The sequence below is a fragment of the Streptomyces sp. WMMB 714 genome (assembly GCF_900090125.1).
Lineage (GTDB): Bacteria > Actinomycetota > Actinomycetes > Streptomycetales > Streptomycetaceae > Streptomyces > Streptomyces daqingensis.
Genome location: NZ_FMHJ01000013.1, coordinates 1 through 24,338, shown reverse-complemented (window position 1 = coordinate 24,338; position 24,338 = coordinate 1). Strand labels below are relative to the sequence as shown.

19 protein-coding genes and 1 rRNA gene are annotated in these 24,338 nt (G+C 70.3%); 15 read left to right on the top strand and 5 right to left on the bottom strand.

Annotated features, from left to right (window positions below; genetic code table 11):
• Nucleotides 1–44: 44 nt before the first annotated feature.
• A complete protein-coding gene (locus H181DRAFT_RS21915) occupies nt 45–1,127 on the top strand; it encodes a mannose-1-phosphate guanylyltransferase (RefSeq protein WP_045861886.1) in 1,083 nt (360 codons plus the stop codon).
• A gap of 123 nt (nt 1,128–1,250) precedes the next feature.
• Nucleotides 1,251–2,165 carry a DNA-3-methyladenine glycosylase family protein gene (locus tag H181DRAFT_RS21910; RefSeq protein ID WP_045861885.1) on the top strand — a complete coding sequence of 305 codons (915 nt, stop codon included), beginning with the start codon at nt 1,251–1,253 and terminating at the stop codon, nt 2,163–2,165.
• A gap of 113 nt (nt 2,166–2,278) precedes the next feature.
• On the opposite strand, the gene H181DRAFT_RS21905 is transcribed toward H181DRAFT_RS21910, so the two are convergent.
• The 3 genes from H181DRAFT_RS21905 to H181DRAFT_RS21895 form a co-directional block, all read right to left on the bottom strand.
• Nucleotides 2,279–3,649 (bottom strand): coenzyme F420-0:L-glutamate ligase, encoded by a 1,371-nt coding sequence (locus tag H181DRAFT_RS21905; RefSeq protein ID WP_045861884.1) that lies wholly within the window; start codon nt 3,647–3,649, stop codon nt 2,279–2,281.
• Nucleotides 3,646–4,650: a 2-phospho-L-lactate transferase gene (gene cofD / locus H181DRAFT_RS21900; protein WP_045861883.1), complete on the bottom strand. Its 1,005-nt coding sequence runs from the start codon at nt 4,648–4,650 to the stop codon at nt 3,646–3,648. Before cofD ends, H181DRAFT_RS21905 begins: the two co-directional genes overlap by 4 nt.
• 127 nt (nt 4,651–4,777) lie before the next feature.
• On the bottom strand, nt 4,778–5,278 hold the full coding sequence (locus tag H181DRAFT_RS21895; RefSeq protein ID WP_045861882.1) for a cysteine dioxygenase: 501 nt from the start codon (nt 5,276–5,278) through the stop codon (nt 4,778–4,780).
• 676 nt (nt 5,279–5,954) lie between these two features.
• Here H181DRAFT_RS21895 and H181DRAFT_RS21890 point away from each other — a divergent pair.
• From H181DRAFT_RS21890 to H181DRAFT_RS21880, 3 genes are all read left to right on the top strand, one after another.
• Entirely contained in the window at nt 5,955–6,218 is a 264-nt protein-coding gene (locus H181DRAFT_RS21890) for a WhiB family transcriptional regulator (protein ID WP_045861881.1), read from the top strand.
• Between the two features lie 203 nt (nt 6,219–6,421).
• Nucleotides 6,422–10,189 carry a glycosyltransferase family 2 protein gene (locus tag H181DRAFT_RS21885; RefSeq protein ID WP_045861880.1) on the top strand — a complete coding sequence of 1,256 codons (3,768 nt, stop codon included), beginning with the start codon at nt 6,422–6,424 and terminating at the stop codon, nt 10,187–10,189.
• On the top strand, nt 10,186–11,769 hold the full coding sequence (locus H181DRAFT_RS21880) for a DUF5719 family protein (protein WP_045861879.1): 1,584 nt from the start codon (nt 10,186–10,188) through the stop codon (nt 11,767–11,769). Before H181DRAFT_RS21885 ends, H181DRAFT_RS21880 begins: the two co-directional genes overlap by 4 nt.
• Nucleotides 11,770–12,204: 435 nt before the next feature.
• Here the strand turns inward: H181DRAFT_RS21880 and H181DRAFT_RS21875 are convergent, their stop codons facing one another.
• Nucleotides 12,205–12,681 (bottom strand): metallopeptidase family protein, encoded by a 477-nt coding sequence (locus H181DRAFT_RS21875; RefSeq protein WP_074467985.1) that lies wholly within the window; start codon nt 12,679–12,681, stop codon nt 12,205–12,207.
• A 318-nt stretch (nt 12,682–12,999) separates the two neighbouring features.
• On the opposite strand from H181DRAFT_RS21875, the gene H181DRAFT_RS29685 reads away from it, so the two are divergent.
• From H181DRAFT_RS29685 to H181DRAFT_RS21835, 8 genes are all read left to right on the top strand, one after another.
• The gene (locus H181DRAFT_RS29685) at nt 13,000–13,398 is read left to right on the top strand and encodes a DUF3499 domain-containing protein (RefSeq protein ID WP_045861877.1); all 399 of its coding nucleotides are present in this window, start codon (nt 13,000–13,002) and stop codon (nt 13,396–13,398) included.
• A gap of 235 nt (nt 13,399–13,633) precedes the next feature.
• Nucleotides 13,634–14,998 (top strand): phosphomannomutase/phosphoglucomutase, encoded by a 1,365-nt coding sequence (locus H181DRAFT_RS21865; RefSeq protein ID WP_045861876.1) that lies wholly within the window; start codon nt 13,634–13,636, stop codon nt 14,996–14,998.
• 178 nt (nt 14,999–15,176) lie between these two features.
• Nucleotides 15,177–15,350, top strand: a complete 174-nt coding sequence (locus H181DRAFT_RS21860; RefSeq protein WP_074467984.1) for a Trm112 family protein — start codon at nt 15,177–15,179, stop codon at nt 15,348–15,350.
• 110 nt (nt 15,351–15,460) lie between these two features.
• Complete coding sequence (locus H181DRAFT_RS21855) at nt 15,461–16,669, top strand: SIS domain-containing protein (RefSeq protein ID WP_045861875.1); 1,209 nt, start codon at nt 15,461–15,463, stop codon at nt 16,667–16,669.
• 28 nt (nt 16,670–16,697) lie between these two features.
• Nucleotides 16,698–17,972 (top strand): mannose-6-phosphate isomerase, class I, encoded by a 1,275-nt coding sequence (gene manA, locus H181DRAFT_RS21850; RefSeq protein WP_045861874.1) that lies wholly within the window; start codon nt 16,698–16,700, stop codon nt 17,970–17,972.
• A 135-nt stretch (nt 17,973–18,107) separates the two neighbouring features.
• Nucleotides 18,108–19,049, top strand: coding sequence for a cation diffusion facilitator family transporter (locus H181DRAFT_RS21845; protein ID WP_045861873.1), 942 nt, complete (start codon nt 18,108–18,110; stop codon nt 19,047–19,049).
• Nucleotides 19,050–19,473: 424 nt separating this feature from the next.
• Nucleotides 19,474–20,931, top strand: a complete 1,458-nt coding sequence (gene ahcY / locus H181DRAFT_RS21840) for an adenosylhomocysteinase (protein ID WP_045861872.1) — start codon at nt 19,474–19,476, stop codon at nt 20,929–20,931.
• 120 nt (nt 20,932–21,051) lie between these two features.
• Complete coding sequence (locus tag H181DRAFT_RS21835) at nt 21,052–21,666, top strand: hypothetical protein (RefSeq protein WP_045861871.1); 615 nt, start codon at nt 21,052–21,054, stop codon at nt 21,664–21,666.
• A 45-nt stretch (nt 21,667–21,711) separates the two neighbouring features.
• On the opposite strand, the gene H181DRAFT_RS21830 is transcribed toward H181DRAFT_RS21835, so the two are convergent.
• Entirely contained in the window at nt 21,712–22,731 is a 1,020-nt protein-coding gene (locus H181DRAFT_RS21830; RefSeq protein WP_045862033.1) for an RDD family protein, read from the bottom strand.
• Between the two features lie 78 nt (nt 22,732–22,809).
• Here H181DRAFT_RS21830 and H181DRAFT_RS21825 point away from each other — a divergent pair, with 78 nt between their 5' ends.
• Both H181DRAFT_RS21825 and H181DRAFT_RS21820 read left to right on the top strand, forming a co-directional pair.
• Nucleotides 22,810–23,817 carry a stage II sporulation protein M gene (locus H181DRAFT_RS21825; RefSeq protein ID WP_045861870.1) on the top strand — a complete coding sequence of 336 codons (1,008 nt, stop codon included), beginning with the start codon at nt 22,810–22,812 and terminating at the stop codon, nt 23,815–23,817.
• A 443-nt stretch (nt 23,818–24,260) separates the two neighbouring features.
• Nucleotides 24,261–24,338: ribosomal RNA gene (locus H181DRAFT_RS21820) — 16S ribosomal RNA — on the top strand; the annotation flags it as partial.

Genomic DNA, 24,338 nt, shown 5'->3' with positions numbered 1-24,338 from the left:
ACCGGCTCAGGCCTCCTCCGTCAGTCAGGAAGCGAAGAAAACTGGTGACAGAAGCGATCCTCCTGGTCGGAGGCAAAGGCACCCGGCTGCGCCCGCTGACCGTGCACACGCCGAAGCCGATGGTTCCAGCGGCGGGTGTTCCGTTCCTCGCCCACCAGCTCGCGCGTGCGCGGGCCGCGGGCGTCGACCACGTCGTGATGGCCACCTCGTACCTGGCGGAGGTCTTCGAGCCGTACTTCGGCGACGGCTCGGAGCTGGGCCTGCACCTGGAGTACGTCACCGAGAAGGAGCCCCTCGGCACGGGCGGAGCCATCCGCAACGTCGCCTCGCGACTGCACTCTGGCCCCGCCGACCCCGTGCTCATCTTCAACGGGGACATCCTCACGGGGCTCGACATCGCCGCACTCGTGGGCACCCACACCCGCACCGGCGCCGACGTCTCGCTCCACCTCACGCGTGTCTCCGACCCGCGCGCGTACGGGCTCGTCCCGACGGACGGCACCGGCCGCGTCACCGCGTTCCTGGAGAAGCCGCAGACGCCCGAGGAGATCGTCACCGACCAGATCAACGCCGGGGCGTACGTCTTCAACCGCTCCGTCATCGACACCATCCCCACCGGGCGGCCCGTGTCCGTCGAACGCGAGACCTTCCCCGGGCTGCTGTCCGACGGCGCGCACCTGCAGGGCATGGTCGACTCCACCTACTGGCTCGACCTGGGCACGCCCGAGGCGTTCGTACGCGGCTCTGCGGATCTCGTGCTCGGCAGAGCACCGTCCCCCGCGGTGCCGGGCAGATGCGGCGACCAACTCGTCCTGGCGACAGCGCAGGTGGCCCCGGACGCGAAGCTCACGGGCGGCACTGTCGTGGGGGCCGGTGCCACTGTCGGCGCCGGCGCCCGTGTGGACGGTTCGACGGTGCTGGACGACGCCGTCATCGCATCCGGCGCCGAGGTGAGGGACTCGCTCATCGGTGCGGGCGCCCGCATCGGTGCGGGATCCCTGCTCGACGGCGCCGTGGTGGGCGACGGTGCGGTGGTGGGGGAGCACAACGAACTGCGCGGGGGAATCCGCGTCTGGTGCGACGCACACATCCCCGCGGGGGCTGTGCGCTTCTCGTCCGATCAGTGACACGTCGGCCAATCCCCGGGCGGAGCATCGGCGGAGCGGACATCAGCCCGGCGCGATTGCGCTGCTGAACAGTTCCCCGCCCCGCGGGACCGCTCCCGCCCGGCCCCGCCTACGCTGTCGGGCGTGCCTGCCGCTGCCGCCCGTACCTGGACCGCGCCGCCGTTCTACGACCTGCGCAGCAACCTGCGCGTGCTGCGGCGCGGACCGTACGACCCCTGCTACCGGACTGAGGACGGTGCCGTCTGGCGTGCGACGCGGACGCCCGAGGGGCCCGCGACGCTGCGGCTCACGACCCGGGCCGCGGGCGCCGAGGTACACGGGGATGCCTGGGGCCCGGGTGCCGAGTGGGCCGTCGACCGGCTTCCCGCGCTGCTCGGGGCCGAGGACGACCCGTCGGCCTTCACGCCCCATCACCGTCTGACCGGGGAGGCGCACAGGCGCAACCCCGGACTGCGCCTGCCGCGCACCGGACTGGTGATGGAGGCGCTCATCCCGTCGGTACTGGAGCAGAAGGTCACGACCCAGGAGGCATACCGCGCGTGGCGCCTCCTCGTGCGCCGCTTCGGCGAGCGCGCACCCGGACCGCACGACGGGATGTACGTCATGCCGGACTGCCGCACCTGGTGCCGCATTCCGTCCTGGGAGTGGCACCGTGCGGGGGTCGACGGCAAACGCTCCGCCGCAGTCATACGCGCCGCGCAGCGAGCGGCCCGTCTCGAGGAGGCGGCATCGATGGAGCTCCCGGCCGCCATGGCGAGGCTCCAGCTCATTCCGGGCATCGGGCCGTGGACCGCTGCGGAGACCCTGCAACGCAGCAACGGCGCCCCTGACGCGCTGACTGTCGGAGACCTTCACCTGCCCCGCATCATCGGCCACTCGCTCACCGGCGCACGTGACACCGACGACGACGGGATGCTGGAACTGCTCGCCCCGTACGAGGGGCAGCGGCACCGGGCGGCCAGACTGATCCTGATGGTCGGCCGCGGCCCGTCGCGCCGTCAGCCGAAGTTCCCGATCGCCGACATCGCCCGCCTCTGATCAACCCGCGTGACCTCTGTACGGGCCTCGGCCGGTGCAGTGCGATGGCCGCTCCGGCAGAGGCGCACTGAGCCGTCCCACCTCACGAATGCCCGTGCGCAGCAACGATCAGATCAGCGGACCTCGGTGAAGTCCCCGCCGTCCCGGGGCGGCCGTACCCGCGGAGGCGCCGCGGCGTGGCCGACAGCGACAGCGCCCATGGGGTCCCAGTCGTCCGGCAACCCGAGCACGTCACGGACGACGTCCCTGCAGAACATCGTCGAAGAGACCCAGGCCGACCCCAGCCGCTCACCCGCCAGCGCCACCAGGAAGTTCTGGATGCCCGCACCGCAGGCGACGACGAACATCTCCCGCTCCGCAGCAGCGCGCCGCGCGTCCGGATAGTCGTGCGACCCGTCCATCACCAGGCACGGCACGACGAGGTACGGCGCGTTGCGCAGGACGTCCCCCCGCCGGATCCGCTTCGCGATGCTCTGCTCGCTCTTGCCGTCCGCGCGCAGGTCCTCGATCCACTGGTCGCGCATCGCGTCGAGCAACTGGAGGCGGGACTCCGGGGATTCGAGCAGCACGAACCGCCACGGCGTCGTGTGGTGCGGTGCGGGCGCCGTCACCGCGGCGTCCACGGCCCGGCGCACCGCGCCGCCGTCGACCGGCTCGGACGTGAACTCGCGGACTGTCCGGCGGAGTCCGAGCGCTTCCCTGACGGCTTCCGAGGTGCCCAGCCGGAACATGTCGTGCTCCGCGTCCCGCACCAGCGCCCTGGCCGACTCCGAGGGCTCAGCCGGCTTCAGCACGTGCTGAGGCAGTCCGCGCACCACGGCCACCGGCAGACCGTCGGCCTTGCCCTTCACCAGTTCGCCTGCTGCTGCGAGCTCGTCGCCCACAGCTGTCACCGTCACGCCCAGAGGGTTGCCGAACGTGTCGAGCGCGCCGCGCAGGTCCTCCAGCACCCGCACGCCCGACGCTCCGATGGCGACGTCCGTCTGCCCCTCGCGCCACGGCCGCCCGAACGTGTCGGTGACGACCACCCCGACGTCGACGCCCAGCGCGTCCCGCACGCCCTCGCGAATCCGCAGCGCGGAGGCGTCGGGGTCCTCGGGCAGCAACAGGACAGTGCCCGCGGGAGTGTTGGACGCGTCGACGCCTGCCGCCGCCATCACGAAGCCGTGCCGGCTCTGCACGATCCGGGCGGGGCCGCGCCGCGCGACCACACGGACCGTCTCGGCGTCGATCGCCGCCTCACGGTCGTCGGCCTGGACGATCCTGTCCTCCGCCTTGCTCACGATCTTCGACGTGACGATCAGGACGTCGCCGTCGGCCAGCCCCTGCTGCTCCGGCGCCGTGCCGCCGCTCGTGCTCGCCGCGTCGACGATGAGCTTCGCCAGATCGTCCCCGGGGCGCACCTCCGGGATGCCGGGCAGCGCCCACACCTGGAACGCGGGAGCGCGTCCTGCGCGGTCGTCCGCGGGGTGGGCCGGCGTCATGCCCGTACCTCCTCGGCCAGGGCGAGAGCCTCCCGGGCCATGGCGGCCGTGGCCTCCGTGTCGGTCATCATCAGCGGAACCGCGCGGCAGCGGATGCCGGCGTCCTCGACGGCCTGGGTGGAGTCGGCGTCGACCGTGTCGACGAGCCAGCCGTCCAGGAGCCCGCTGCCGTAGTGCTGCGCGACGGCGGCCGCTGTGGCCTCGACCCCGACCGCGGAGAGCACCTTGTCGGCCATGCCGCTCACCGGCGCGCCCCCGACGATCGGCGAGAGCCCCACCACCGGAACTCCGGCGTCGGCGATCGCCTCCCTCATCCCGGGCACCGCGAGGATCGTCCCCACGCTCACCACCGGGTTGGACGGCGGGAAGAGGACGACGTCGGCCTCGGCGATCGCGTCGAGCACGCCCGGCGCCGGCTTGGCGCTCTCCGCACCGACGGGCACGACGGCGTGGGCGTCGATCGAGGCGCGCAGCCGCACCCAGTACTCCTGGAAGTGGACGGCCTTGCGGCTGTCCTTGCCGCCGTCCTCACCCCTGTCCTGCGAGGACTCGCCGAGATCGGCCGTGTCGATGAGCACATGCGTCTCGACGCGGTCGTCGGTCATCGGCAGGAGCCGCACTCCCGGCTGCCAGCGTGAACAGAGCGCTTCGGTGACGGCGCTGAGCGGGTATCCGGCGCTCATCATCTGTGTACGGACGATGTGCGTGGCGAAGTCGCGGTCGCCCAACCCGAACCAGTCCGGCCCGACGCCGTAGGCCGCCAGCTCCTCCTTCACCGCGAACGTCTCGTCGGCCCGTCCCCAGCCCTGCCCCTCGTGGATGCCGCCGCCGAGGGTGTACATCACGGTGTCGAGATCGGGGCAGACCTTGAGCCCGAACAGATGGATGTCGTCACCGGTGTTGCCGATGACGGTGACGTCCGCGTCGGGCACGGCGGACTTCAGTCCGCGCAGGAACCGGGCACCACCGATGCCGCCGGCCAGAACCACAATGCGCTCCATGCGCTCAGTGTGTCAGCAGCCGGTCCTCGAACTGCAGGGCGGTTGCCGCCGCCTGGACGACGCCCGCGCACTCGGACGAGCCCGTATTGCGGACCGACGCTCCGCGCACTGCACGGCCGGCTCCTGTTCAGCCGGCGGCGAGTACCGCTGAAGCGGCGGCGCAGGCGCCGCCGGAGGGATGCATCGCCATCTCCGTAAGCCCGGGGAAGTAGACGTGCAGGCTGACGGACGGCGCCAGACCGTCGTTGACCACTTCGTGCACATAGCCGGGTGCGAACACGCGCTGCGCGTCCGGCCGGAGAACGTGCCGCTCTCCCTGCGAGTGCTCGGTCAGTTCACCGTCGAGCACGGTGAACACACCGGAGGACGCACCGTGGTCGTGCCGTCCGCTGCCCTGCCCCGGAAGCCAGCTGAGCAGCCACACCTCGTAGCCGGGACCGGTGCGCAGCCGGTGGTACCAGCGGCTGACGGGGTCGTACTGCACGAGCGGGACCCAGCCGGGGCGGTCGGCGGCGATCGTGCGGACCAGCCGTGCGAAGCCCGCGACAGTCGTCGGGTGGGCCGGGGCCGGGGGCATCAGGTGGGGGAGGGCGAGCGGGTCGCCCGCGATCTCGACGTCGCTGTTCACGTCAGTGGACTTTCGCGCTGAAGGGAGCCCGGGAGAGACGGGCGGGGAGAGGCGTGGTTCCGGCCGGGCGGCGGGAACCGCGGAGGAAGCGAGAGCGAAACGCTGCGAGGAGTGCCTCAACAACAGCGACAGCGACAGCAGCGGTGACCCTGGACGACGCGAGCAGCGCGAAGGAGCCGGCCGGCAGCGGCCGTGCGGGACTCGGTGGGGGTCACTGGCATGTGGTCAAGGAGACCGAGTCACCCGTACCGCTGTCAACTGGATGAGGTGTTTGGGGCCGATGTTTCACCACATCCGGTCGCGGTGTGCGGGGAAAGGTTTGTGCTCTCCGTGGGGGGTACAGGTGGGCAACGCCCGCGTACGGGAACGGCGTTGCGCACTCCTGATCGCGCGGTGACCGGGGTTGCACGCGTGAGGGAAGCCGCTCACGGCGGGAGGCGCGGCGTGATCTGCCTCTCAGGAGGCGTGGATCACACCTCCTCTGCGAGGCCGCGACAGGGATTGTGCGGAAATCAACACTTCCTATCGCCCTTGGTTCCGCAGAGTGAATAACGGACTCAATAGCAGATCTCGGCTTGACTGGCGCGGATCGGCACACTTGTAATTTCACACGTGTCGTTCAGGAATCGATAACGACAGCATCACGGGGACGCAAAGACGGACGAGGGGCGCACAAATGGCCGAGCTGTTCCAGGAAGTGCTGGTCGATGAGGTGGACGAGGAGCTCGGCTGGCAGGAACGCGCCTTGTGCGCGCAGACCGATCCGGAATCGTTCTTCCCGGAGAAGGGCGGCTCCACCCGAGAGGCGAAGAAGGTCTGCCTGGCCTGCGAGGTGCGCTCCGAGTGCCTCGAATACGCCCTTGCGAACGACGAGCGCTTCGGCATCTGGGGCGGCCTGTCCGAACGTGAGCGCAGGCGCCTGAAGAAGGCCGCTGTCTGACAGGCTTCCGGGCGGCAAACGCCCGTACTTGCACGGACAGTTGCATGGACTAGTTGCACGGACCGATGAGCGCATGGCATTGAGCCGTTAGTGTGTGCCCGTCCACGGTGCGCGACCCCTCCCAGGGGCGAGTGCGCCTACTCAGTCCGTCGCAGCGTCTTCGGGGGATCGCCCCCGCACCCCCGGGAGGGGCCCGCACCTCGATGTCCGTGCACAGCTATTCGGCGGCCCAGTACGAAGCGGCCACACCTGAGTTCCCCCGGCACGTCGTCACCGCCGTGCTCGTCTCGCACGACGGCGCGAGGTGGCTTCCCGAAGCGCTTTCGGGGCTGCTCTCCCAGGAACGCCCGGTGCAGAACGTCATCGCGGCCGACACGGGCAGCGCCGACGAATCGGCGCGGCTCCTCACCGAGGCGCTCGGTCCGGACAGCGTTCTGCACATGGCCCGCCGTACGGGCTTCGGTGCCGCTGTCGACGAGGCCGCCCGGACAGCGGGGGAGCCGACGCCTGACGATCTGCCCTACCTGAAGCGTCCCAGCGGATGGGACCCCGTCACGCGCACGTGGCGGGACGACGCCTACGACATGCCGGAGCTGCCGCACGGCGAGCCCGTGCAGTGGCTGTGGCTCCTGCACGACGACTGCGCCCCCGAACCGGACGCCCTGGCACGGCTGTTGCGCGTCGTCGACGCCGACACCAGCGCGACAGTCGTCGGCCCCAAACTCCGCAGCTGGTACGACAGCAGGCAACTGCTCGAGGCCGGTGTGTCGATCGCCAACAGCGGCCGACGCTGGACCGGGGTCGAACGCCGCGAGCAGGACCAGGGACAGCACGACCAAGTACGGACGGTGCTGTCGGTCTCCACCGCGGGCATGCTCATCCGCCGGGACGTCTTCGAGCAACTGGGCGGCTTCGACCAGCGGTTGCCGTTGATGCGTGACGACGTCGACCTGTGCTGGCGTGCACACGCCGCAGGGCACAACGTGCTGATCGTTCCGGACGCCGTGGTCCGCCACGCGGAGGCGGCGTCGCGCGAGCGCCGGCCCGTCGACTGCGTGGGCAGGGCCGCACGGGGCGGCGCCAGCCCGCACCGCGTCGACAAGGCCGGGGCGGTCTACACGCTGCTCGCCAACGTGCCCAGCAAGAAGCTCCCCTGGGTGCTGCTGCGCCTCGTGCTCGGCACGCTGGTGCGCACGCTCGCCTATCTTGTCGGGAAGGTGCCCGGGCAGGCCCTGGACGAGGTGACCGGCCTCACCGGCACGCTCCTCCGGCCCGGCCGGCTGATGGGCGCGCGACGCCGCCGGGGCAAGCCGGCTGTGCCCTACACCGATATGCGGCACCTCTTCCCGCCGCCTGGTGCCACGCTCCGCGTCACCGCGGAGCAGGTGGCCAGCCACTTCGGGGGCAGGTCGGAGCCGGAGACCTCCTCGGGCGGGCGTCACGGCGCCGTCGAGACCGGTCCCGGGGACGAGGACGCGGACTACCTGGACGTCGAACAGTTCGCTCGGCTCAAGCAGATCGCACGCAAGCCGGGTCCCGTGCTGTTCGTCGTCCTGCTGCTGGTGTCGCTGATCGCCTGCCGTGCGCTGCTCGGCAGCGGTGCACTCGCCGGCGGTGCGCTGCTCCCCGCGCCCGCCGACGTGTCCGACCTGTGGGGCCGCTATCTCGACAGCTGGCATCCGGTCGGCATCGGGGGCACGCAGACCGCGCCCCCGTACCTCGCCGTCGTCGCCTCGGTCGCGACGGTCCTCTTCGGCAGTACGGGATTCGCTCTCACGCTGCTGCTCGTCTGCTCCGTGCCGCTCGCGGGCTTCACCGCGTACTTCACGTCGCGGCCCCTCGTCGAGTCCCGCCTGCTGCGCGCGTGGGGAAGCGTCGCGTACGCCTTCCTGCCCGCGGCCACCGGCGCACTCGCGGGCGGCCGGATCGGGACCGCCGTCCTCGCCGTCACCCTGCCGCTGCTCGCGCGTTCGGCCTTGGCGGTCAGCGGACTGCGCAGCGAACCCGGCTGGCGCGCGGTGTGGGGTTACGCGCTGCTGCTCAGCCTGGCGACGGCCTTCACGCCTGTCGTGTGGCTGATCGCGCTGACGCTGGCCGTCCTGCTGGTGGTGCTGCGCTGGCAGGGCTTCACCGGCCCCGCCTCCGACCGCTCCGGCTCCGCTGCGGGCGACTCGCTCCAGCGGTACGCCCTCCGCCACAGCGTTCCGCTCGTGACACCGATGGTGCTGCTGGCCCCGTGGTCGCTGTCACTCCTGGCGAGCCCCTCCAACTTCTTCGCGGAAGCGGGACTGCCGTTCGGAGGCGGCTCGGCCTCCGCGCTGGACCTGCTGACCCTGACCCCGGGCGGTCCCGGCGCCACCGGCGGCCTGCTGCTCGTCGGCGTCGTACTGGCCGCGCTCGCCGCGTTGCTCCGCGAGGAGCGCCAGCTGGCCGTTCGCGCCGCCTGGGCGGTCGCACTGGTCGGGCTGCTGTACGCCGGACTCAGCAACAGTTCGTACTGGGCCGGCCCGTCGACCCTCGTCTACGGCCTCGCCCTGCTGTGCGCCGCGGCCATCGGGGCGGACGGCGCCAAGGAACGTGTCGCGGAGCAGAACTTCGGCTGGAAGCAGCCTGCGGCCGCGCTCGTCGCCGCAGCCGCGGTCGCCGCACCGCTGGTCGCCGCGGTCAGCTGGATGGTCGGCGGCGCCGACGGTCCGCTGTCCCGACGTGATCCCGTACAGGTACCCGCCTTCGTCGCGGAAGAGAGCATCACCCGCGACCAGGCACGCACTCTGGTGCTGTCAGGTGACGCCCCCGGATCGTCCAAGGCGCTCTCGAACGTCTCGTACTCACTGGTGCGCGGCTCCGGCGCGCGGCTCGGAGACGGCGACCTGGCCGCTGCGGGAGGCGACGACGAGCGTCTGGGACGCGTGGTCGCCAATCTCGTCGCGGGCTCCGGGGCCGACCAGACCACGCAGCTGGGCGGCTACGCGGTGCATTACGTACTCGTCCGTGACGGCGCACCCCGCCAGATGAGCCGCGTACTGGACTCGACGCCGGGCCTCACCAGGCTGAGCCAGGAGGACGGCAGCGAGCTGTGGCGCGTGGACCGGGCGGTCTCCCGGATCAGCGTGGTCAGCGGCGGGAACAGCGGCGAACCGGGTAGCGCCGGCTCGCAGAAGGCACCCGTCCCGGTGGCCGCGGGGCTCGTCGAGGCGGACACGGAGATCAAGCCCGGGCCGTCCGGACGTGTACTCCGCATCGCGGACAGCGCCGACCCGGGGTGGCAGGCGACGCTCGACGGCACGCCGCTGAAGCCCGTCACGCTCGACGGCTGGGCCCAGGGCTTCAGGCTCCCGGCCGACGGCGGCCGCCTGCAGCTCACTTTCGAGACGGACATGGCGCACACGGTGTGGCTGTGGATGCAGGGATTCCTCGCGGTGGTGGTCGTCGTCATGGCACTGCCCGGCCGCCGTCGCGAAGTGGACGACGACCTGCCCGAAGCAGCCTCCGTACCGGCGCAGCCCGTCCCCGGAGAGGGGCGCCGTGCGCGACGGCTGCGTGCGGCTGCAGCGGAGGAATCGGCGGCTGCGGACACACCGGGCGGTGAACTGCCCGAGCAGCGCGACGGCCAGCCGGCGCACGCGCACGGCGCGTCCGGCGAGGGCGTGAGCGACGGAGCGTACGACTCCTCGTACGACTCCGCGTTCGAGAGCACCTACGGGTCACAGCCCGGAGCGGACGTACGGTACGGCACGGAGTACGGACAGTCCTACGGCGAGCCGCAGTTCGAACCCTCGCAGTCGGCTCGTCCGTACTACGAGGACCAGTCGTCCTACGGCGAGCAGCTGTCCGGCGGGGAGCGGACCGACCCGGGCTACGGACAGCCCTACGACGGCTGGGACAGCACGCAGCAATACGACGACTACTCCGGGACAACCGACCCGTACGGATACGACCCCCGGTACGGCAACAGGAGCGATCAGCAGTGAACCGCACCACCATGACCCTGATCGGAGCGGTCACCGCACTCGCTGCCGTGACCGGTGTGGCCGCTGTCGCAGCGCCGGGCGGTGAGGAGTCCGCGGCGTCCGCCGGGGCCGGTCGGAAGCCGGTCGAGCGCTCCACGCTGGTCTGCCCGCAGCCCGGCTACTCCGACGTCGCTGAGACCGCCTACACCGCCTTCGCGCCCAAGGGCGGCGAGGGCAAGGGCGGCGCGAAGCTGTTCCCCGCCGAGAAGACGGACACGGACGGCACCGACGACGACAAGGGCAAGGGCAAGGGAAAGGGCAAGGAAAAGGGCGGCAAGAAGGACGCCAAGGACGAGGAGAAGCGCACCGACGAGCCGGGCGGCGCCGCTGCGGCGAAGCCGTTCCTCCCCTTGGAGGCTCCCGGCAAGCCCGCGACGGCCGAGAAGGACACCGCCAAGGCACCGGCCCTCTTCGGCTCGGCGGACGGACGGCTGGCACCCGGCTGGACCGTGCAGCAGACCACGCAGGTATCCGCCGGAGCTGGGCGAGGATTGCAGGGCACGGCGTGCGCACCCCCCGACACCGACTTCTGGTTCCCCGGCGCGAGCACCGACAAGAACCGGCAGGACTACGTCCACCTCACCAACCCCGACGACACGAGCGCAGTCGTCGACCTCGACCTCTACAGCAAGAAGGGCAAGGAGCACTCCAAGGCCGGCGAAGGCATCACCATCCGGCCTCACTCCACGGTGCCTGTGCTGTTGTCGACGCTGACGAACGAGCCCGCCGTCAACGTGACGCTCCATGTAGTCGCCCGCTCCGGCCGCGTGGGCGCCCAAGTGCAGGCAGTCGACGAGAAGCTGGGCGGCGACTGGATCTCAGGCGTCGCCGACCCTGCCCCGCAGGTCGTCCTGCCGGGCATCCCCAGCGACGCCAAGGCCGTGCGCCTGGCGGTCTTCGCCCCCGGAGAGAACGACGCGGACCTGGACGTTCGGCTCGCCGGCCCGTCCGGGCAGATCTCCCCCGCCGGTTACGAGACGCTGCACGTCCGCGGCGGTACGACCAAGGCCGTCGACCTGCGTGACCTCACCAAGGGGGAGGCCGGCTCGCTGGTGCTCTCTCCATCGGAGGACGCGAGCAGTGCGACGCCCGTGATCGCCGCTGTGCGCGTCATACGCGGCAAGGGCGCGAACCAGGAGACCGCCTTCATCCCCGGCACGGCGCCTCTGGCGCACCATGCCACTGCGGCGGACAACAGCGGGAAGGGCTCCGTCCTGTCGCTCACCGCGCCTGGCAAGTCGGCGACAGTCCGTGTGACGTCGTCGGCGGGCAGCGGTGGCGGGGAGCCCGTCAGCAAGACGTACAAGGTCAAGAGCAAGACAACCAGGTCTCTCGTCCCGCCCCTGCCGAAGGGCGTGAAGGGGAGTTACGCGGTCACTGTCGAACGGCTCTCGGGCGGACCGGTGCACGCCTCCCGCATGCTGGAGCGCAAGAGCAAGAAGCTGCCCGCGTTCACAGTGCAGGTACTTCCGGACGACCGGGGCACTGTCTCTGTGCCCGGCTCCGGTCAGGACCTCTCCGTGCTCACCGATGGCGGCTGATCGCGAGTCCGCGGTCTGAAATGTTGGGTGCGGCAGCAGCGTTGTTGTTGCCGCAGCTAGCCGGACCGCTGCGGCGTTCGTTCCGCGCAGGCGGGGAACGGGGCGAGGCAGACGCCGGCTCCGGCCGTCTGCTCAGAGTTGACCGAATAGATGCGTTGCTGTGCGTCAGTACGGTCGCTCACCAGGCCCCTTTCGCGCTGGACCCGGCGACGGATGCGGTCAGTTGCGTGCATCCAGGCTGGCCGATGCGTTCAGCCCAGTCACCCGGTGCTCACGCCCTGCCGGGGACGCGCGAGGTGACTGAACGCGCCAACGTGCAGGCAGTGAGACTGCGTTCGCTGTACCGATGCGACCCGATCAGCATCCCCGTCCCGAACGGCAGCGCACACGAGCAGCGGTTCCCGGACGGCGAGAGTGCCGGTCCTGCCTGCCGTGCTAGTCCTGCCCGTAGCGCGGGTCCACCGACTCCGGGGCCAGCCCCAGCAGTTCGGCCACCTGCTCCACGACGACCTCGTGCACCAGCAGTGCCCGTTCGTCGCGATTGCGGGTGCGGATCTCGACCGGCCGGCGATAGACGACGATCCTGTCGGGACGTCCGTCCTTCGGCTCCGCCACCCGCCCCAGCGGCACCACGTCGGTCTGCTCGTCGAGTTCGCCGTTGTTCGTCCGTGGCACTTCCTGCACGGCGAACTCGACGCCCGTCAGTTGCGGCCAGCGCCTCTCCAGCCTGCTGACCGAGTCGCGGACCAGGTCGTCGAAAGACTCCGAGCGACTCACGGCGAGCGGTACCTGCGGCGGCGCGACCGGCCCGCGCATGCCGCGGCCATGGCGGTCGCGCTTGCGCGGCCGTGGACCGGTCGATCCGCTCTCGCCGTCGAGACCGGGACGCCGGGGCGGTACGGAGCTGCTCATCCCCCTGAGCCTAGCCCGCACGCCGGCGCCGCAAGCCTCTGGAGCGTCTTTCACGGCCGTGTCCTGTCGCGATCGATCGGTGAACGTTCTGTATCGCACTGGATGCTTACTGTGACCGGTGATCTCGCTCCGGGAGGTCCTGTTGTGTTCGGCTCGCGACCGCTTGCTGTGCGTTCGCCGACTCCCCCTGGGGACACGGGTGTCGGAGGTTTCGCTTTCTCGCAGATCAGATGTTTCAGACGAACCGGGACGACACGACGGAGTGACGTCAAGGGGAGTCGTCGCAGGCCGCTCAAGAGTGCGGTACGGTCCATCGTCGTGAGCCCTGTACGTCGCTGTTCGCGCACCGCATGCGGCCGTCCCGCCGTCGCGACGCTTACGTACGTCTACGCCGACTCGACCGCCGTCCTCGGCCCCCTCGCCACCTACGCGGAACCGCACTGCTACGACCTGTGTTCCGAGCACTCTGAGCGGCTGACCGCCCCCCGCGGGTGGGAGGTCGTCCGGCTGGCCGTCGACACGGGCCCGGCCCGTCCGAGCGGCGACGACCTCGAAGCGCTCGCCAACGCGGTGCGGGAGGCGGCCCGTACGCCGCGCCGCGACCCGTCGGCGGCGCGCCCCTCCGACGCCGTGGGCGGGCCCGAGGGACGCGACGCGGACCCGATGGAGGTCGCCCGGCGCGGTCACCTCCGCGTGCTCAAGTCGCCCGAGAAGTAGAACTGCCGGGCAGTCTCCCGCTGTAGCCGCAGGGCGGCATGAACTACGTCTGCTCCAGCCCGACAGTGCAACGCTGATTTCGTGCCTCCGGCTCCGCTGCGCCGGCATGTGCCCGTGCGACCCACCGGGAGAACGGCGCCTGGCAGCAACGGTGATCGCGGACTCAGCGGGTAGGTTTGGGGCTTCGTGAGCTGTAGGAAACCCCGAGCACCCAGGAGAGGGCTGCCCCGTGGCTGTGGCTGATCTGTCGGAGATCGTGAAGGCGTACGACGTGCGCGGCGTCGTACCGGACCAATGGGACGAGGCGCTCGCCGAGTTGTTCGGTGCCGCCTTCGTGCGTGTCACCGACGCGTCGGCGATCGTCGTGGGACACGACATGCGGCCCTCGTCTCCCGGGCTGTCACGCGCCTTCGGCCGCGGTGCCGCCGGCCAGGGCGCCGACGTCACGGAGATCGGCCTCTGCTCGACCGATCAGCTCTACTTCGCCAGTGGCCAACTGGACCTGCCCGGGGCGATGTTCACTGCGAGCCACAATCCCGCGCAGTACAACGGCATCAAGATGTGCCGGGCGGGCGCGAAGCCCGTCGGGCAGGAGAGCGGGCTCGCCGAGGTGCGCGCGCTCGTCGAGGAATGGCTCGCCTCAGGCCCGCCGGCCCGTGAACCGGACGCGGCTCAGGGAACGCTCGTACAGCGGGACGTGCTCACCGACTACGCCCAGCACCTGCGCACCCTCGTCGACCTCACCGGCATCCGGCAGTTGAAGGTCGTGGTGGACGCCGGAAACGGAATGGGCGGACACACCGTCCCCACCGTCTTTGACGGACTGCCGCTGCAACTCGACCCGATGTACTTCGAACTGGACGGCACGTTCCCCAACCACGAGGCCAATCCGCTCGACCCGAAGAACATCGTCGACCTGCAGCGCCGTGTACGCGAGACCGGCGCCGACATCGGGCTGGCCTTCGACGGCGACGCGGACCGCTGTTTCGTCGTCGACGAGAACGGCGACCCCGTCGCGCCGTCGGCGATCACCGCCCTGGTGGCAGCGCGGGAGCTGGCCAAGTCGCCGGGATCCACCGTCATCCACAACCTCATCACGTCGTGGTCCGTGCCCGAGGTGGTGCGCGAGAGCGGGGGCACGCCCGTGCGTACGCGTGTGGGCCACTCGTTCATCAAGGCCGAAATGGCCCGCACTGGTGCGATCTTCGGCGGTGAGCACTCCGCGCACTACTACTTCCGGGACTTCTGGAACGCCGACACGGGCATGCTCGCCGCACTCCACGTACTCGCGGCACTGGGCGAGCAGCAGGGCACGCTGTCGGAACTCGTCGCGGAGTACGACCGCTACGCCGCCTCCGGCGAGATCAACAGCACGGTCGAGGACCAGCCCGGCCGGGCGGCCGCGGTGAAGGCCGCCTTCCAGGACCGTGACGGCGTGGAGATCGACGAGTTGGACGGACTGACGGTCACCGCCGCCGACTGGTGGTTCAACTTGCGGGCCTCCAACACCGAGCCCCTGCTGCGGCTGAACGTCGAAGCCCGCGACGCCGCCACAGTGGACGCGGTGCGTGACGAAGTGCTCGGGATCGTGCGCGCGTAGCGGGAACCCCTCCAGGGCGCTCCGGCCGAGCGCTCCCGCGCACGGCGGAAGCCGCCCTGCGGAAGGCCCGGCTCCAGGCAGGGCGGGCCGGCCGGAGGCGCCGGGCCGCACGACGGGCCTCCTGCCCCCGGCGGTACCCTTGCCAGCAGCCGTGCCTTTGCTTTGGAAAGGGTTCCCCATGCCGCTCGAAGCCGGTCTTCTCGACATCCTCGCCTGCCCGGCGTGCCACTCGCCGCTCCGCGAGGAGTCCGAGGAGCTGGTCTGCACCGGCGGCACGGAGTGCGGCCTGGTGTACCCCGTCCGCGACGGCATCCCGGTGCTCCTCGTCGACGAGGCCCGGCGCCCCGCCTGACGGCACCCGGCGGCTGCCGGCCGGAAGGTCACACCGTCGAGCGGCACATCCCTGTACGCACCACGGCGCAGGCAGTTCTACGGCCCGCAGCCGATCGGAGGCTCCGGAAGATGTTCGACGAGTCACTCCTCGACTCTCCCGAGGCCCTGGCCCGCGCGGACGCCCAGGGGCAGCTGCGTGCCGCTGCCGAGGCGGGCGCCCATGTGCGGACGGCGGCGCGCCACGCGGAGGAGTCCGCGCTCAGCGAGCTGCGTCCGGAGGGACGGCCCCGCGCCGTGCTGGTCGCCGGTTCTGGACCTGCCACGGTGTGCACTGCCGACCTCCTCGGCGCGTTCACGAACGGTGCGCTGTCCGTCACGCTGCTGCGTTCGTACGGTCCGCTCGCGGCCCCCGGAGCGCTGCGCTGGACGCTGCCGGGGTGGGCCGGTCCGCTCGACCTGCTGATTGTGTGCACCACCGACGGCAGTGAGCCGGGCCTGACCGCACTGATCGAGCAGGCCTACCGCCGCGGATGCACCGTCGTGAGCGTCTCACCGGCCTCCGCCGCGGTGGCCGAGCTGACCGGCGAGACCCACGGTCTCGCCGTGCCGCTGCACCTCGGTCCGGCTGCGGTGTGGGAGCCGCCGTACGTGCCCGCCTCGCGCGCCGGTGCGGAGGAGAGGAACGGGCAGCTCGCTCAGCAGCCCGTCGCACTGTCCGCGTCCCCGGCGGTCCTGTGGTCGCTTCTGACGCCCCTCCTCGTGCTGTTCGACAGGCTCGGGCTCTTCCCCGCCGACTCCTCGTCGCTGCAGTCACTGGCCGACCGGCTCGACCACGTCGCCGAGCGCTGCGGCCCTGCCATCGCCACCTACACGAACCCCGCCAAGACCCTTGCCACGGAACTCACGGGCACTCTCCCGCTGTTGTGGAGCGAGGGCGCAGTCGCGGAGGCGGTGGCACAGCGGTGCGCCGGCGCGTTCGCGGCCCTCCCGGGCCTCCCCGTGCTCACCGCAGCGCTGCCCGGAGCGCTCTCCGCGCACAGCACGCTGCTGTCCGGCTCGCTCGCCGCCTCCTCCGACCCGGAGGACTTCTTCCGCGACCGCGTCGAGGAACCCGAAACGCTGCGTGCACGTGTGCTGTTCGTGCGTGAGCAGACCGAGTACGAGCACTCCGCAGCCGTCGCCGTACGGGAACTGGCGTACGCGCACGAGGTGCCCCTCAGCGAGCTCGAACCCTCGGACAGCAGCAGCCCGGCCGCCGCTGCCGCGGAACTGATCGCCACCCTCGATTTCACCGCCGTTTACCTCGCGCTGGCCGCCAGCGGCCCATCATGGTCCTGACCGCCCAAAGGAAGCGAAGCACCACCGCATGGACCGCCTCATCAACACCGTCAGGCCCTACGCCTGGGGCTCCACCACCGCCATTCCCGAGTTCCTGGGGGCAGCACCCACGGGCGAGCCGCAGGCCGAACTGTGGATGGGCGCCCACCCGGGAGCCCCCTCGCACGTCGACCGCGGCAGCGGCGCACAGGCGCTCTCGGAACTCATCGGCGCGGACCCGGAGGGCGAACTGGGCCCGGGCACCGTGGCCGCCTTCGGGCCGCGTCTGCCGTTCCTTCTGAAGCTGCTGGCGGCTGCATCGCCTCTCTCGCTGCAGGTGCACCCGGACCTCAGCCAGGCGCGGGAGGGGTTCGCCGACGAGGAGGCCCGCGGTGTCCCGCTGGGAGCGGGCCACCGGAACTACAAGGACCCGCAGCACAAGCCCGAACTCATCTGCGCGCTCACGCCGTTCGAGGGGCTGTGCGGCTTCCGCCCCGCGTCGGAGACCGCGGACCTGCTGGACGCCCTGGACGTGGACGGGCTCAAGCCGTACGCGGACATCCTCCGCGCCGGCCCGGAGAGCGACGCCCTGCGCGAGGTCCTGACCGCCGTGCTCACCGCCGACCGGGACGAGATGGCCCGTACGGTCACGGAAGCCGCCCGTGCGGCCGGGCGTCTCTCCGGCAGTTCGCCGGCGGAAAGGGCAGGAGCGCCCGCCGCGACGGACGGCGCTCAACCGGAAGCCCCGGCGTACGGAGAAGAGCTGGAAGCCCGCGCGTACGCCGCCTACGCCTCTCTCGCCGATCACTATCCGGGCGACCCCGGTGTGATCGCCGCCATGCTCTTCAACTACGTGCGCCTGCAACCCGGAGAGGCCCTCTACCTCGGTGCCGGCGTGCCCCACGCCTACCTCGCCGGCCTGGGAGTCGAGATCATGGCCAACTCGGACAACGTGCTGCGCTGCGGTCTCACGCCCAAGCACGTGGACGTCCCCGAACTGCTGCGCATCGTCCGCTTCGAGTCCGGCGCCCCGGAGGTCCTGCTTCCTGCCGCCGGCGCGGAGGGGGAGCAGCAGTACGAGGTGCCGACCGACGACTTCCGTCTCTCTCGCTACCTTCTGTCGCCGACAGAGGAACCCCGTCGGCTGGAGGACCGCACGCCTCAGATCCTGCTGTGCGCGGACGGCCGGGCAGTGCTGCGCGCCGTAGCGGACGGCGGGGGCGAACTCACCCTGGAACGCGGGCAGTCCGCCTACGTCAAAGCCGGGGAGAGAGTCGAGGCGAGCGGTGACGGTACGCTCTTTCGCGCCACAGTGGCCGTCTGACAGGACGGCTCTCCGGCTCCCGGGAGCGGCGGCAGTCGCCGTGCGGTGAGATGCGGCGCCGCGGACGCCGGCGCCGCGACGGCCGGCGGAGTCCGGGAACCATGTTCGACACGCAGAGAGGGACACCCGACTCGTATGAGTGCATCAGGCGGTTCGAAGGCGATCATCGCCGCGCTGGGCGCGAACCTGGCCATCGCGGTGGGCAAGTTCGTCGCGTTCATCTTCAGCGGCTCGTCCTCGATGCTCGCGGAGGGCGTGCACTCGCTCGCCGACTCGGGCAACCAGGCGCTGCTGCTGCTGGGCGGCAAGAGGGCCAAGCGGGCGGCCAGCGAGGAGCACCCCTTCGGCTACGGCCGGGAGCGCTACATCTACGGGTTCCTCGTCTCGATCGTCCTCTTCACCATCGGCGGCGTCTTCGCTCTGTACGAGGGCTACGAGAAGATCAAGCACCCGCATGAACTCGACGACTGGTACTGGCCGGTCGGGGTGTTGGTTTTCGCCATCATCGCGGAGACGCTCTCCTTCCGTACCGCCATCAAGGAGTCCAACGAGGTCCGCGGCAAGCTGAGTTGGAGCCAGTTCGTGCGCCGGGCCAAGGCGCCGGAGCTGCCGATCGTCCTGCTGGAGGACCTGGGCGCCCTGGTCGGCCTGATACTCGCCCTGTTCGGCGTGGGCGCGGCCATCGCGACCGGCGACGGGGTGTGGGACGGCATCGGCACGCTGTGCATCGGTGTGCTGCTCGTCGTGATCGCGATAGTGCTGGCGGCCGAGACCAAGTCGCTGCTGCTGGGGGAGGCGGCCGACCCGGCCGAGCGGGAGAAGATCCGTGCTGCGCTCGTCGACGGCGACAGTGTGACGCGAATCATCCACATGCGCACACTGCACCTCGGTCCCGAGGAGCTGCTGGTCGCCGCGAAGATCGCGGTGCAGCACGACGACTCCGCCGCAGACGTCGCCCGGGCCATCGACGCAGCTGAGGAGCGCATTCGCGCCTCGGTTGCCAGCGCCCGTGTGATCTATCTCGAACCGGACGTCTACCGGCCCGAACCCGCGTCCGCACCGACCGCCGAGGCATAGCCGGAACAACGGCTTTCGGGGGCCGCAACCACCGTGCCACGGGCCGGAGGGAATCACACCCTCCGGCCCGTATGCGCGGTACATCCGGATGTGTGGGAGCGCATGCTCCTGGGCATCGGGAAAACTGCGTGCAGTGTGCGGCCGAGAACCGATCAGGTCCGTCCTTGCTCGCACCTGATCACTCCGTTCGTCTGGACGGGCGGGTGTAGATTCGTAAAGCACAGACGTCGCTGCTGATGGCGGTCGGCTGGCCCGTTCCGAGGGCCACCGAGGGAGAGAGGGCCTCCGACGGACTGGGTTGCGAGCAGGGGACGAGTGTGTCCGCGTGTGCTCTGCACACTTGACGCACGCACCGCACACGGAGCCCCAGAGCCGCAGCACGGACCAGTCAGCCATGACCTCGACATCGAGGAGAGCAGCTCGCATGACGACGACCTCCAACGGCCAGGACTTCAAGGTCGCGGATCTTTCTCTTGCGGCCTTCGGCCGCAGGGAGATCCGCCTGGCCGAACACGAGATGCCCGGCCTTATGGCGATCCGCAGGGAGTACGCCGCTGACAAGCCTCTTTCGGGCGCCCGGGTCACCGGGTCCCTCCACATGACCGTGCAGACGGCCGTTCTGATCGAGACCCTGACCGCTCTGGGCGCAGAGGTCCGCTGGGCGTCCTGCAACATCTTCTCCACCCAGGACCACGCCGCCGCCGCGGTGGCCGTCGGTCCGGAGGGCACCCCGGAGAACCCGCAGGGCGTCCCCGTCTTCGCCTGGAAGGGCGAGACGCTCGAAGAGTACTGGTGGTGCACGGAGCAGGCTCTGACCTGGCCCAACGCCTCCACCGGCGGCCCCAACATGATCCTCGACGACGGGGGCGACGCGACCCTCCTCGTCCACAAGGGCGTCGAGTACGAGAAGACCGGGGCGGCTCCCTCCCCGGACACGGCCGAGAACGACGAGCACCGTGTCGTCCTCGAGCTGCTGAACCGCACGCTCAAGGAGAGCCCGCAGAAGTGGACGCAGCTGGCGTCCGAGATCCGCGGCGTGACGGAAGAGACCACGACCGGCGTGCACCGTCTCTACGAGATGCAGCAGGACAGCTCGCTTCTCTTCCCGGCGATCAACGTCAACGACTCCGTCACCAAGTCGAAGTTCGACAACAAGTACGGCTGCCGTCACTCGCTGATCGACGGGATCAACCGTGCGACGGACGTCCTCATCGGCGGCAAGTCGGCCGTGGTGTTCGGCTACGGCGACGTCGGCAAGGGCTGTGCGGACTCGCTCCGCGGTCAGGGCGCACGCGTCATGATCACCGAGATCGACCCGATCTGTGCGCTGCAGGCGGCCATGGACGGCTACCAGGTGGTGACTCTCGAAGACGTGGTGGAGACGGCCGACATCTTCATCACCACCACGGGCAACAAGGACATCATCATGGCGTCCGACATGGCCCGGATGAAGCACCAGGCGATCGTGGGCAACATCGGCCACTTCGACAACGAGATCGACATGGCGGGTCTCGCCGCCATCGACGGTGTCGTCAAGGAAGAGGTCAAGCCGCAGGTCCACACCTGGACCTTCAAGGACGGCAAGATGATCATCGTGCTGTCCGAGGGGCGTCTGCTGAACCTGGGCAACGCGACGGGGCACCCGTCGTTCGTGATGTCCAACAGCTTCGCGAACCAGACGATCGCCCAGATCGAACTGTTCACGAAGCCGGAGTCGTACCCGATCGGCGTCTACGTGCTTCCCAAGCACCTCGACGAGAAGGTCGCCCGCCTGCACCTGGACGCTCTCGGCGTGAAGCTCACCAAGCTCCGCAAGGACCAGGCCGACTACATCGGCGTCCCGGTCGAAGGCCCGTACAAGCCGGACCACTACCGCTACTGATCCGTCGGAGAGCCGGCCGCCAGGCCGGTGACCCGGTCCGGTACCGGTGAGCACCAGGACCCCCGTCCCCGCGGCGGGGGTCTTCGGCTTGCCCGGCCGGGGCGGACGTAGGGTCGCACCATGCCTCGCGGCCGCTATTCGCTCCACGACCCGCACGACCGCACCCACCTCGGGGACGAGCACTTCCAGTGCGCCACGGGCCCCTCGGGGTGGCGCTACGTTTCCCAGATCACCACGCCCTCCGGCGATCACGCCGGCTCGGTGGACCTCGCCCTGGACGACCTCGGCCGCCCCATCCGTCTCGAACTGCACGCCGCGGGCTGGCGGGTGCGCGGCGCAGCCCTGGAGGGCGTCACCTGGGTCCGCACGGACCCCACGGGGGAGCACGCGCAGGAGGGCAACGTCGCGGCCCACTCCTTCACCGGCGCGTCGCCTGCCTTTCTGATCGCGAACTCACGGCTCCTGCGCCCGTCCGCCGGCGAACAGGCAAGGCGCGTACGGCTTGTCGCCCTGACACCCCCGGTGCTCGCCCCGCTCACGCTCGATCAGATGTGGTCGCTCGTGGACACTTCGGCACACGAGACCGACGACGAGCCGCTGATCGTCCACAACTACCGTGTCGGCGAGGTCGACAGGGGTGAGCAGAACCCCGTTCACATCGCCGGAGACGTCGTCCTGTCCGCCCCGGGCATCGAACTGGAGGAACTGGAATCCCCGCCCTCCACGTTCAGTTGACCCACTGTGCGCACAGCGTCCGCGCAGTTCGCAGCCGTCAGCCGTCTACGCGGGCGGTACGAACCCGGTGCGCCGCTTCTCACCGCCGGCAGAGGGCCTTCCCGCTCCATCCGTGTGCCGGCCGCCCCGCCCACCGGCGACGTAAGTGGAAGCAGGAGGGCCCGTGGCCGGTGCGGACGGAGGCACGTGAACCGGCGCCCAGGAGTGCACTGCCGGACGCTCAGGAGCCTTCCGGGAGTGCACAGACGTGCTGTCCGCCTGCCCCGGTGCACCCGCAGCGACACCGGAGTCCGGCGCGGCCGCCCAAGCCCCCGGCACCTGTGCCCCGAACGTCCGCTGCATCTCCCGCGCCTGCCGCTCGGCCACCACACCTGCCAGATACGCCACAGCAGGAACACCCTCCGGCGCGGGCACTCCGGTGAACGACGCGACGTCCGCAGCGAGCCGCTCCGCCATGGAACGGCTGACCGCCTCGTCGAGCTGCCCCGCCCGTGTCAGGTACTGGCGCACGGCGAGCCACAGACCGCCCGGCACCTGCGACAAGTCCAACTCTCCGAAGCTTCCACCGGGGGACGAGACCGGCGGAGCCGGCAGACCGCGCATCGCGGGCACGCGTTCCCGTACGACGAGAGTTCCGGCGAAGACATCCCCCAGCCGTCGCCCTCGCGAGGAGACGAGCGAGGCAGCGCAGGCGACGACACCGAAGAAGACCGTGATCTCGACGACCCCCAGCGCTCCCCGCACGAGTGCCTGACGGAACCGCACGGGCCCGCCGTCCTCCCGCACGACGCGAAGCCCGCACAGCGCCTTCCCCACCGACCGTCCGCGACTGAGCGTCTCCACTGCGATCGGCACACCGACCAGAACCAGCAGGAACAGTGCGACCTGAACCGCCGCCACAGCAGCGGCATCCAGCGAGGACACCGCCGCCAACAGCCCGAGCGACAGCAGCAGATAGACGGCCCAGGCCAGGGCCAGGTCGACGAAGACTGCCAGCCCGCGGCTCAGCAGCCGGGCAGGCCGGAGACCCAGGACGACCGCATCTCCTGTGACGAGCTCGTCCACCGTCTCTCCCGCCTCCACTGAGTCCTCGCCTTTCGCCCAGTCTGCCGTCGCTGCGGCGGGTTCTGCCAAGCTCTCACCATGGACCTGGATGTCTTCGTCTCCGCCCACCGAGCGGAATGGGAACGGCTGGAGCAGTTGCTGCGCCACCGCCGTCGCCTCACCGGCCGGGAAGCGGACGAGTTGGTCACCCTGTACCAGCGCACCGCCACGCACCTCTCCCAGGTCCAGTCGAGCGCCCCGGACCCGGCTCTCGCCGGCCACCTCACCTCCCTCGTCGCCCGTGCCCGGAGCGTGGTGACAGGGGCAAGGAAGGCCTCTTGGCGGGACGTTGGCCACTTCTTCGCAGTCGGCTTCCCCGCAGCGGTCTATCGCACCCGCCACTGGTGGGTGCCCACGGCACTGGCCTCCATCGTCGTGGCAGCACTGCTCGGCTGGTGGATCGGCACCCATCCCGAGGTCCGCGCGGCGATCGCAGCTCCTGCACAACTGCGCGACATGACACGCCCGGGCGGCCAGTACGAAACGTACTACTCCAGCCACCCGGCCACGTCCTTCGCCGCCCAGGTCTGGACGAACAACGCCCAGGCAGTGGCCGTATGCCTCGCCCTGGGCGCGCTACTGGGCATCCCGGTGCTCTGGGTGCTCTTCACCAACATGCTCGTCCTGGGCACAGGAATCGGCCTCATGGAGTCCGCAGGCCGTCTGGACGTCTTCCTCGGACTCGTCCTTCCTCACGGACTCCTCGAGCTGACAGCCGTCTTCGTCGCGGCGGGCACAGGCCTCCGACTCGGCTGGACTGTGGTCGACCCAGGCCCTCGTACTCGCCGGGAGGCCCTCGGGGCAGAGGGACGCGCAGCCATCGGTATGGCGATAGGACTGGCGGCGGTGCTCTTCGTCTCCGGTGTCATCGAAGGTTTCGTGACGCCGTCGGGACTCCCGACGTGGGCGCGCATCACGATCGGTGTCGTCTGCGAACTCCTCTTCCTCGCCTACGTGTACCTCCTCGGAGCACGTGCGGCGAAAGCGGGGGAGACCGGAGACGTGGCAGCCGATGACCGACCCGCGACAGTCCCTACGGCGGCGTGATGTGCGTCGTCGCCGAATGAGCTGCTACTGTTCTCGCCGCCCCGGAAGCCGGTCTAACCGGCCTTCTGTGGAGGTTGATTCGAACGCTTGCACCGAGCCGCAGAGCTCGGCAGAAGCGGTCCGTATCTTCCCGACTTCACGCAGTCACTCTGAATTACCGGAAGCTGCAACGGAGTTGGCCCCCGACTTTCAGCCGGAGAACTTCTGGTAGAGTCGGATTCACCGAGAGGGAAGCGCCCGGAGTGGCCTGTGACAGGGTTGCGATGGAAGCGTCCGTTCTTTGAGAACTCAACAGCGTGCTAAAAGTCAACGCCAGATATGTTGATACCCCGTCCCCTTGGTTTTTGGGGGCGTGGATTTCTTTGATACAGACAGCGAGGATGCTGTGCACACCGGGATTATTCCTCCTGGTTGTGCCGCTCTCGTGTGTGCTGTTTGCAGCATTCACGGAGAGTTTGATCCTGGCTCAGGACGAACGCTGGCGGCGTGCTTAACACATGCAAGTCGAACGATGAAGCCCT

Coding starts and splice junctions, on each gene's coding strand:
- H181DRAFT_RS21905 (WP_045861884.1), bottom strand. CDS start 3,649: ATGACGCCGGCCCACCCCGCGGACGACCGCGCAGGACGCGCTCCCGCG.
- cofD (WP_045861883.1), bottom strand. CDS start 4,650: ATGGAGCGCATTGTGGTTCTGGCCGGCGGCATCGGTGGTGCCCGGTTC.
- H181DRAFT_RS21890 (WP_045861881.1), top strand. CDS start 5,955: ATGGCCGAGCTGTTCCAGGAAGTGCTGGTCGATGAGGTGGACGAGGAG.
- H181DRAFT_RS21885 (WP_045861880.1), top strand. CDS start 6,422: ATGTCCGTGCACAGCTATTCGGCGGCCCAGTACGAAGCGGCCACACCT.
- H181DRAFT_RS21875 (WP_074467985.1), bottom strand. CDS start 12,681: ATGAGCAGCTCCGTACCGCCCCGGCGTCCCGGTCTCGACGGCGAGAGC.
- H181DRAFT_RS21860 (WP_074467984.1), top strand. CDS start 15,177: ATGCCGCTCGAAGCCGGTCTTCTCGACATCCTCGCCTGCCCGGCGTGC.
- H181DRAFT_RS21855 (WP_045861875.1), top strand. CDS start 15,461: ATGTTCGACGAGTCACTCCTCGACTCTCCCGAGGCCCTGGCCCGCGCG.
- manA (WP_045861874.1), top strand. CDS start 16,698: ATGGACCGCCTCATCAACACCGTCAGGCCCTACGCCTGGGGCTCCACC.
- H181DRAFT_RS21845 (WP_045861873.1), top strand. CDS start 18,108: ATGAGTGCATCAGGCGGTTCGAAGGCGATCATCGCCGCGCTGGGCGCG.
- ahcY (WP_045861872.1), top strand. CDS start 19,474: ATGACGACGACCTCCAACGGCCAGGACTTCAAGGTCGCGGATCTTTCT.
- H181DRAFT_RS21835 (WP_045861871.1), top strand. CDS start 21,052: ATGCCTCGCGGCCGCTATTCGCTCCACGACCCGCACGACCGCACCCAC.
- H181DRAFT_RS21825 (WP_045861870.1), top strand. CDS start 22,810: ATGGACCTGGATGTCTTCGTCTCCGCCCACCGAGCGGAATGGGAACGG.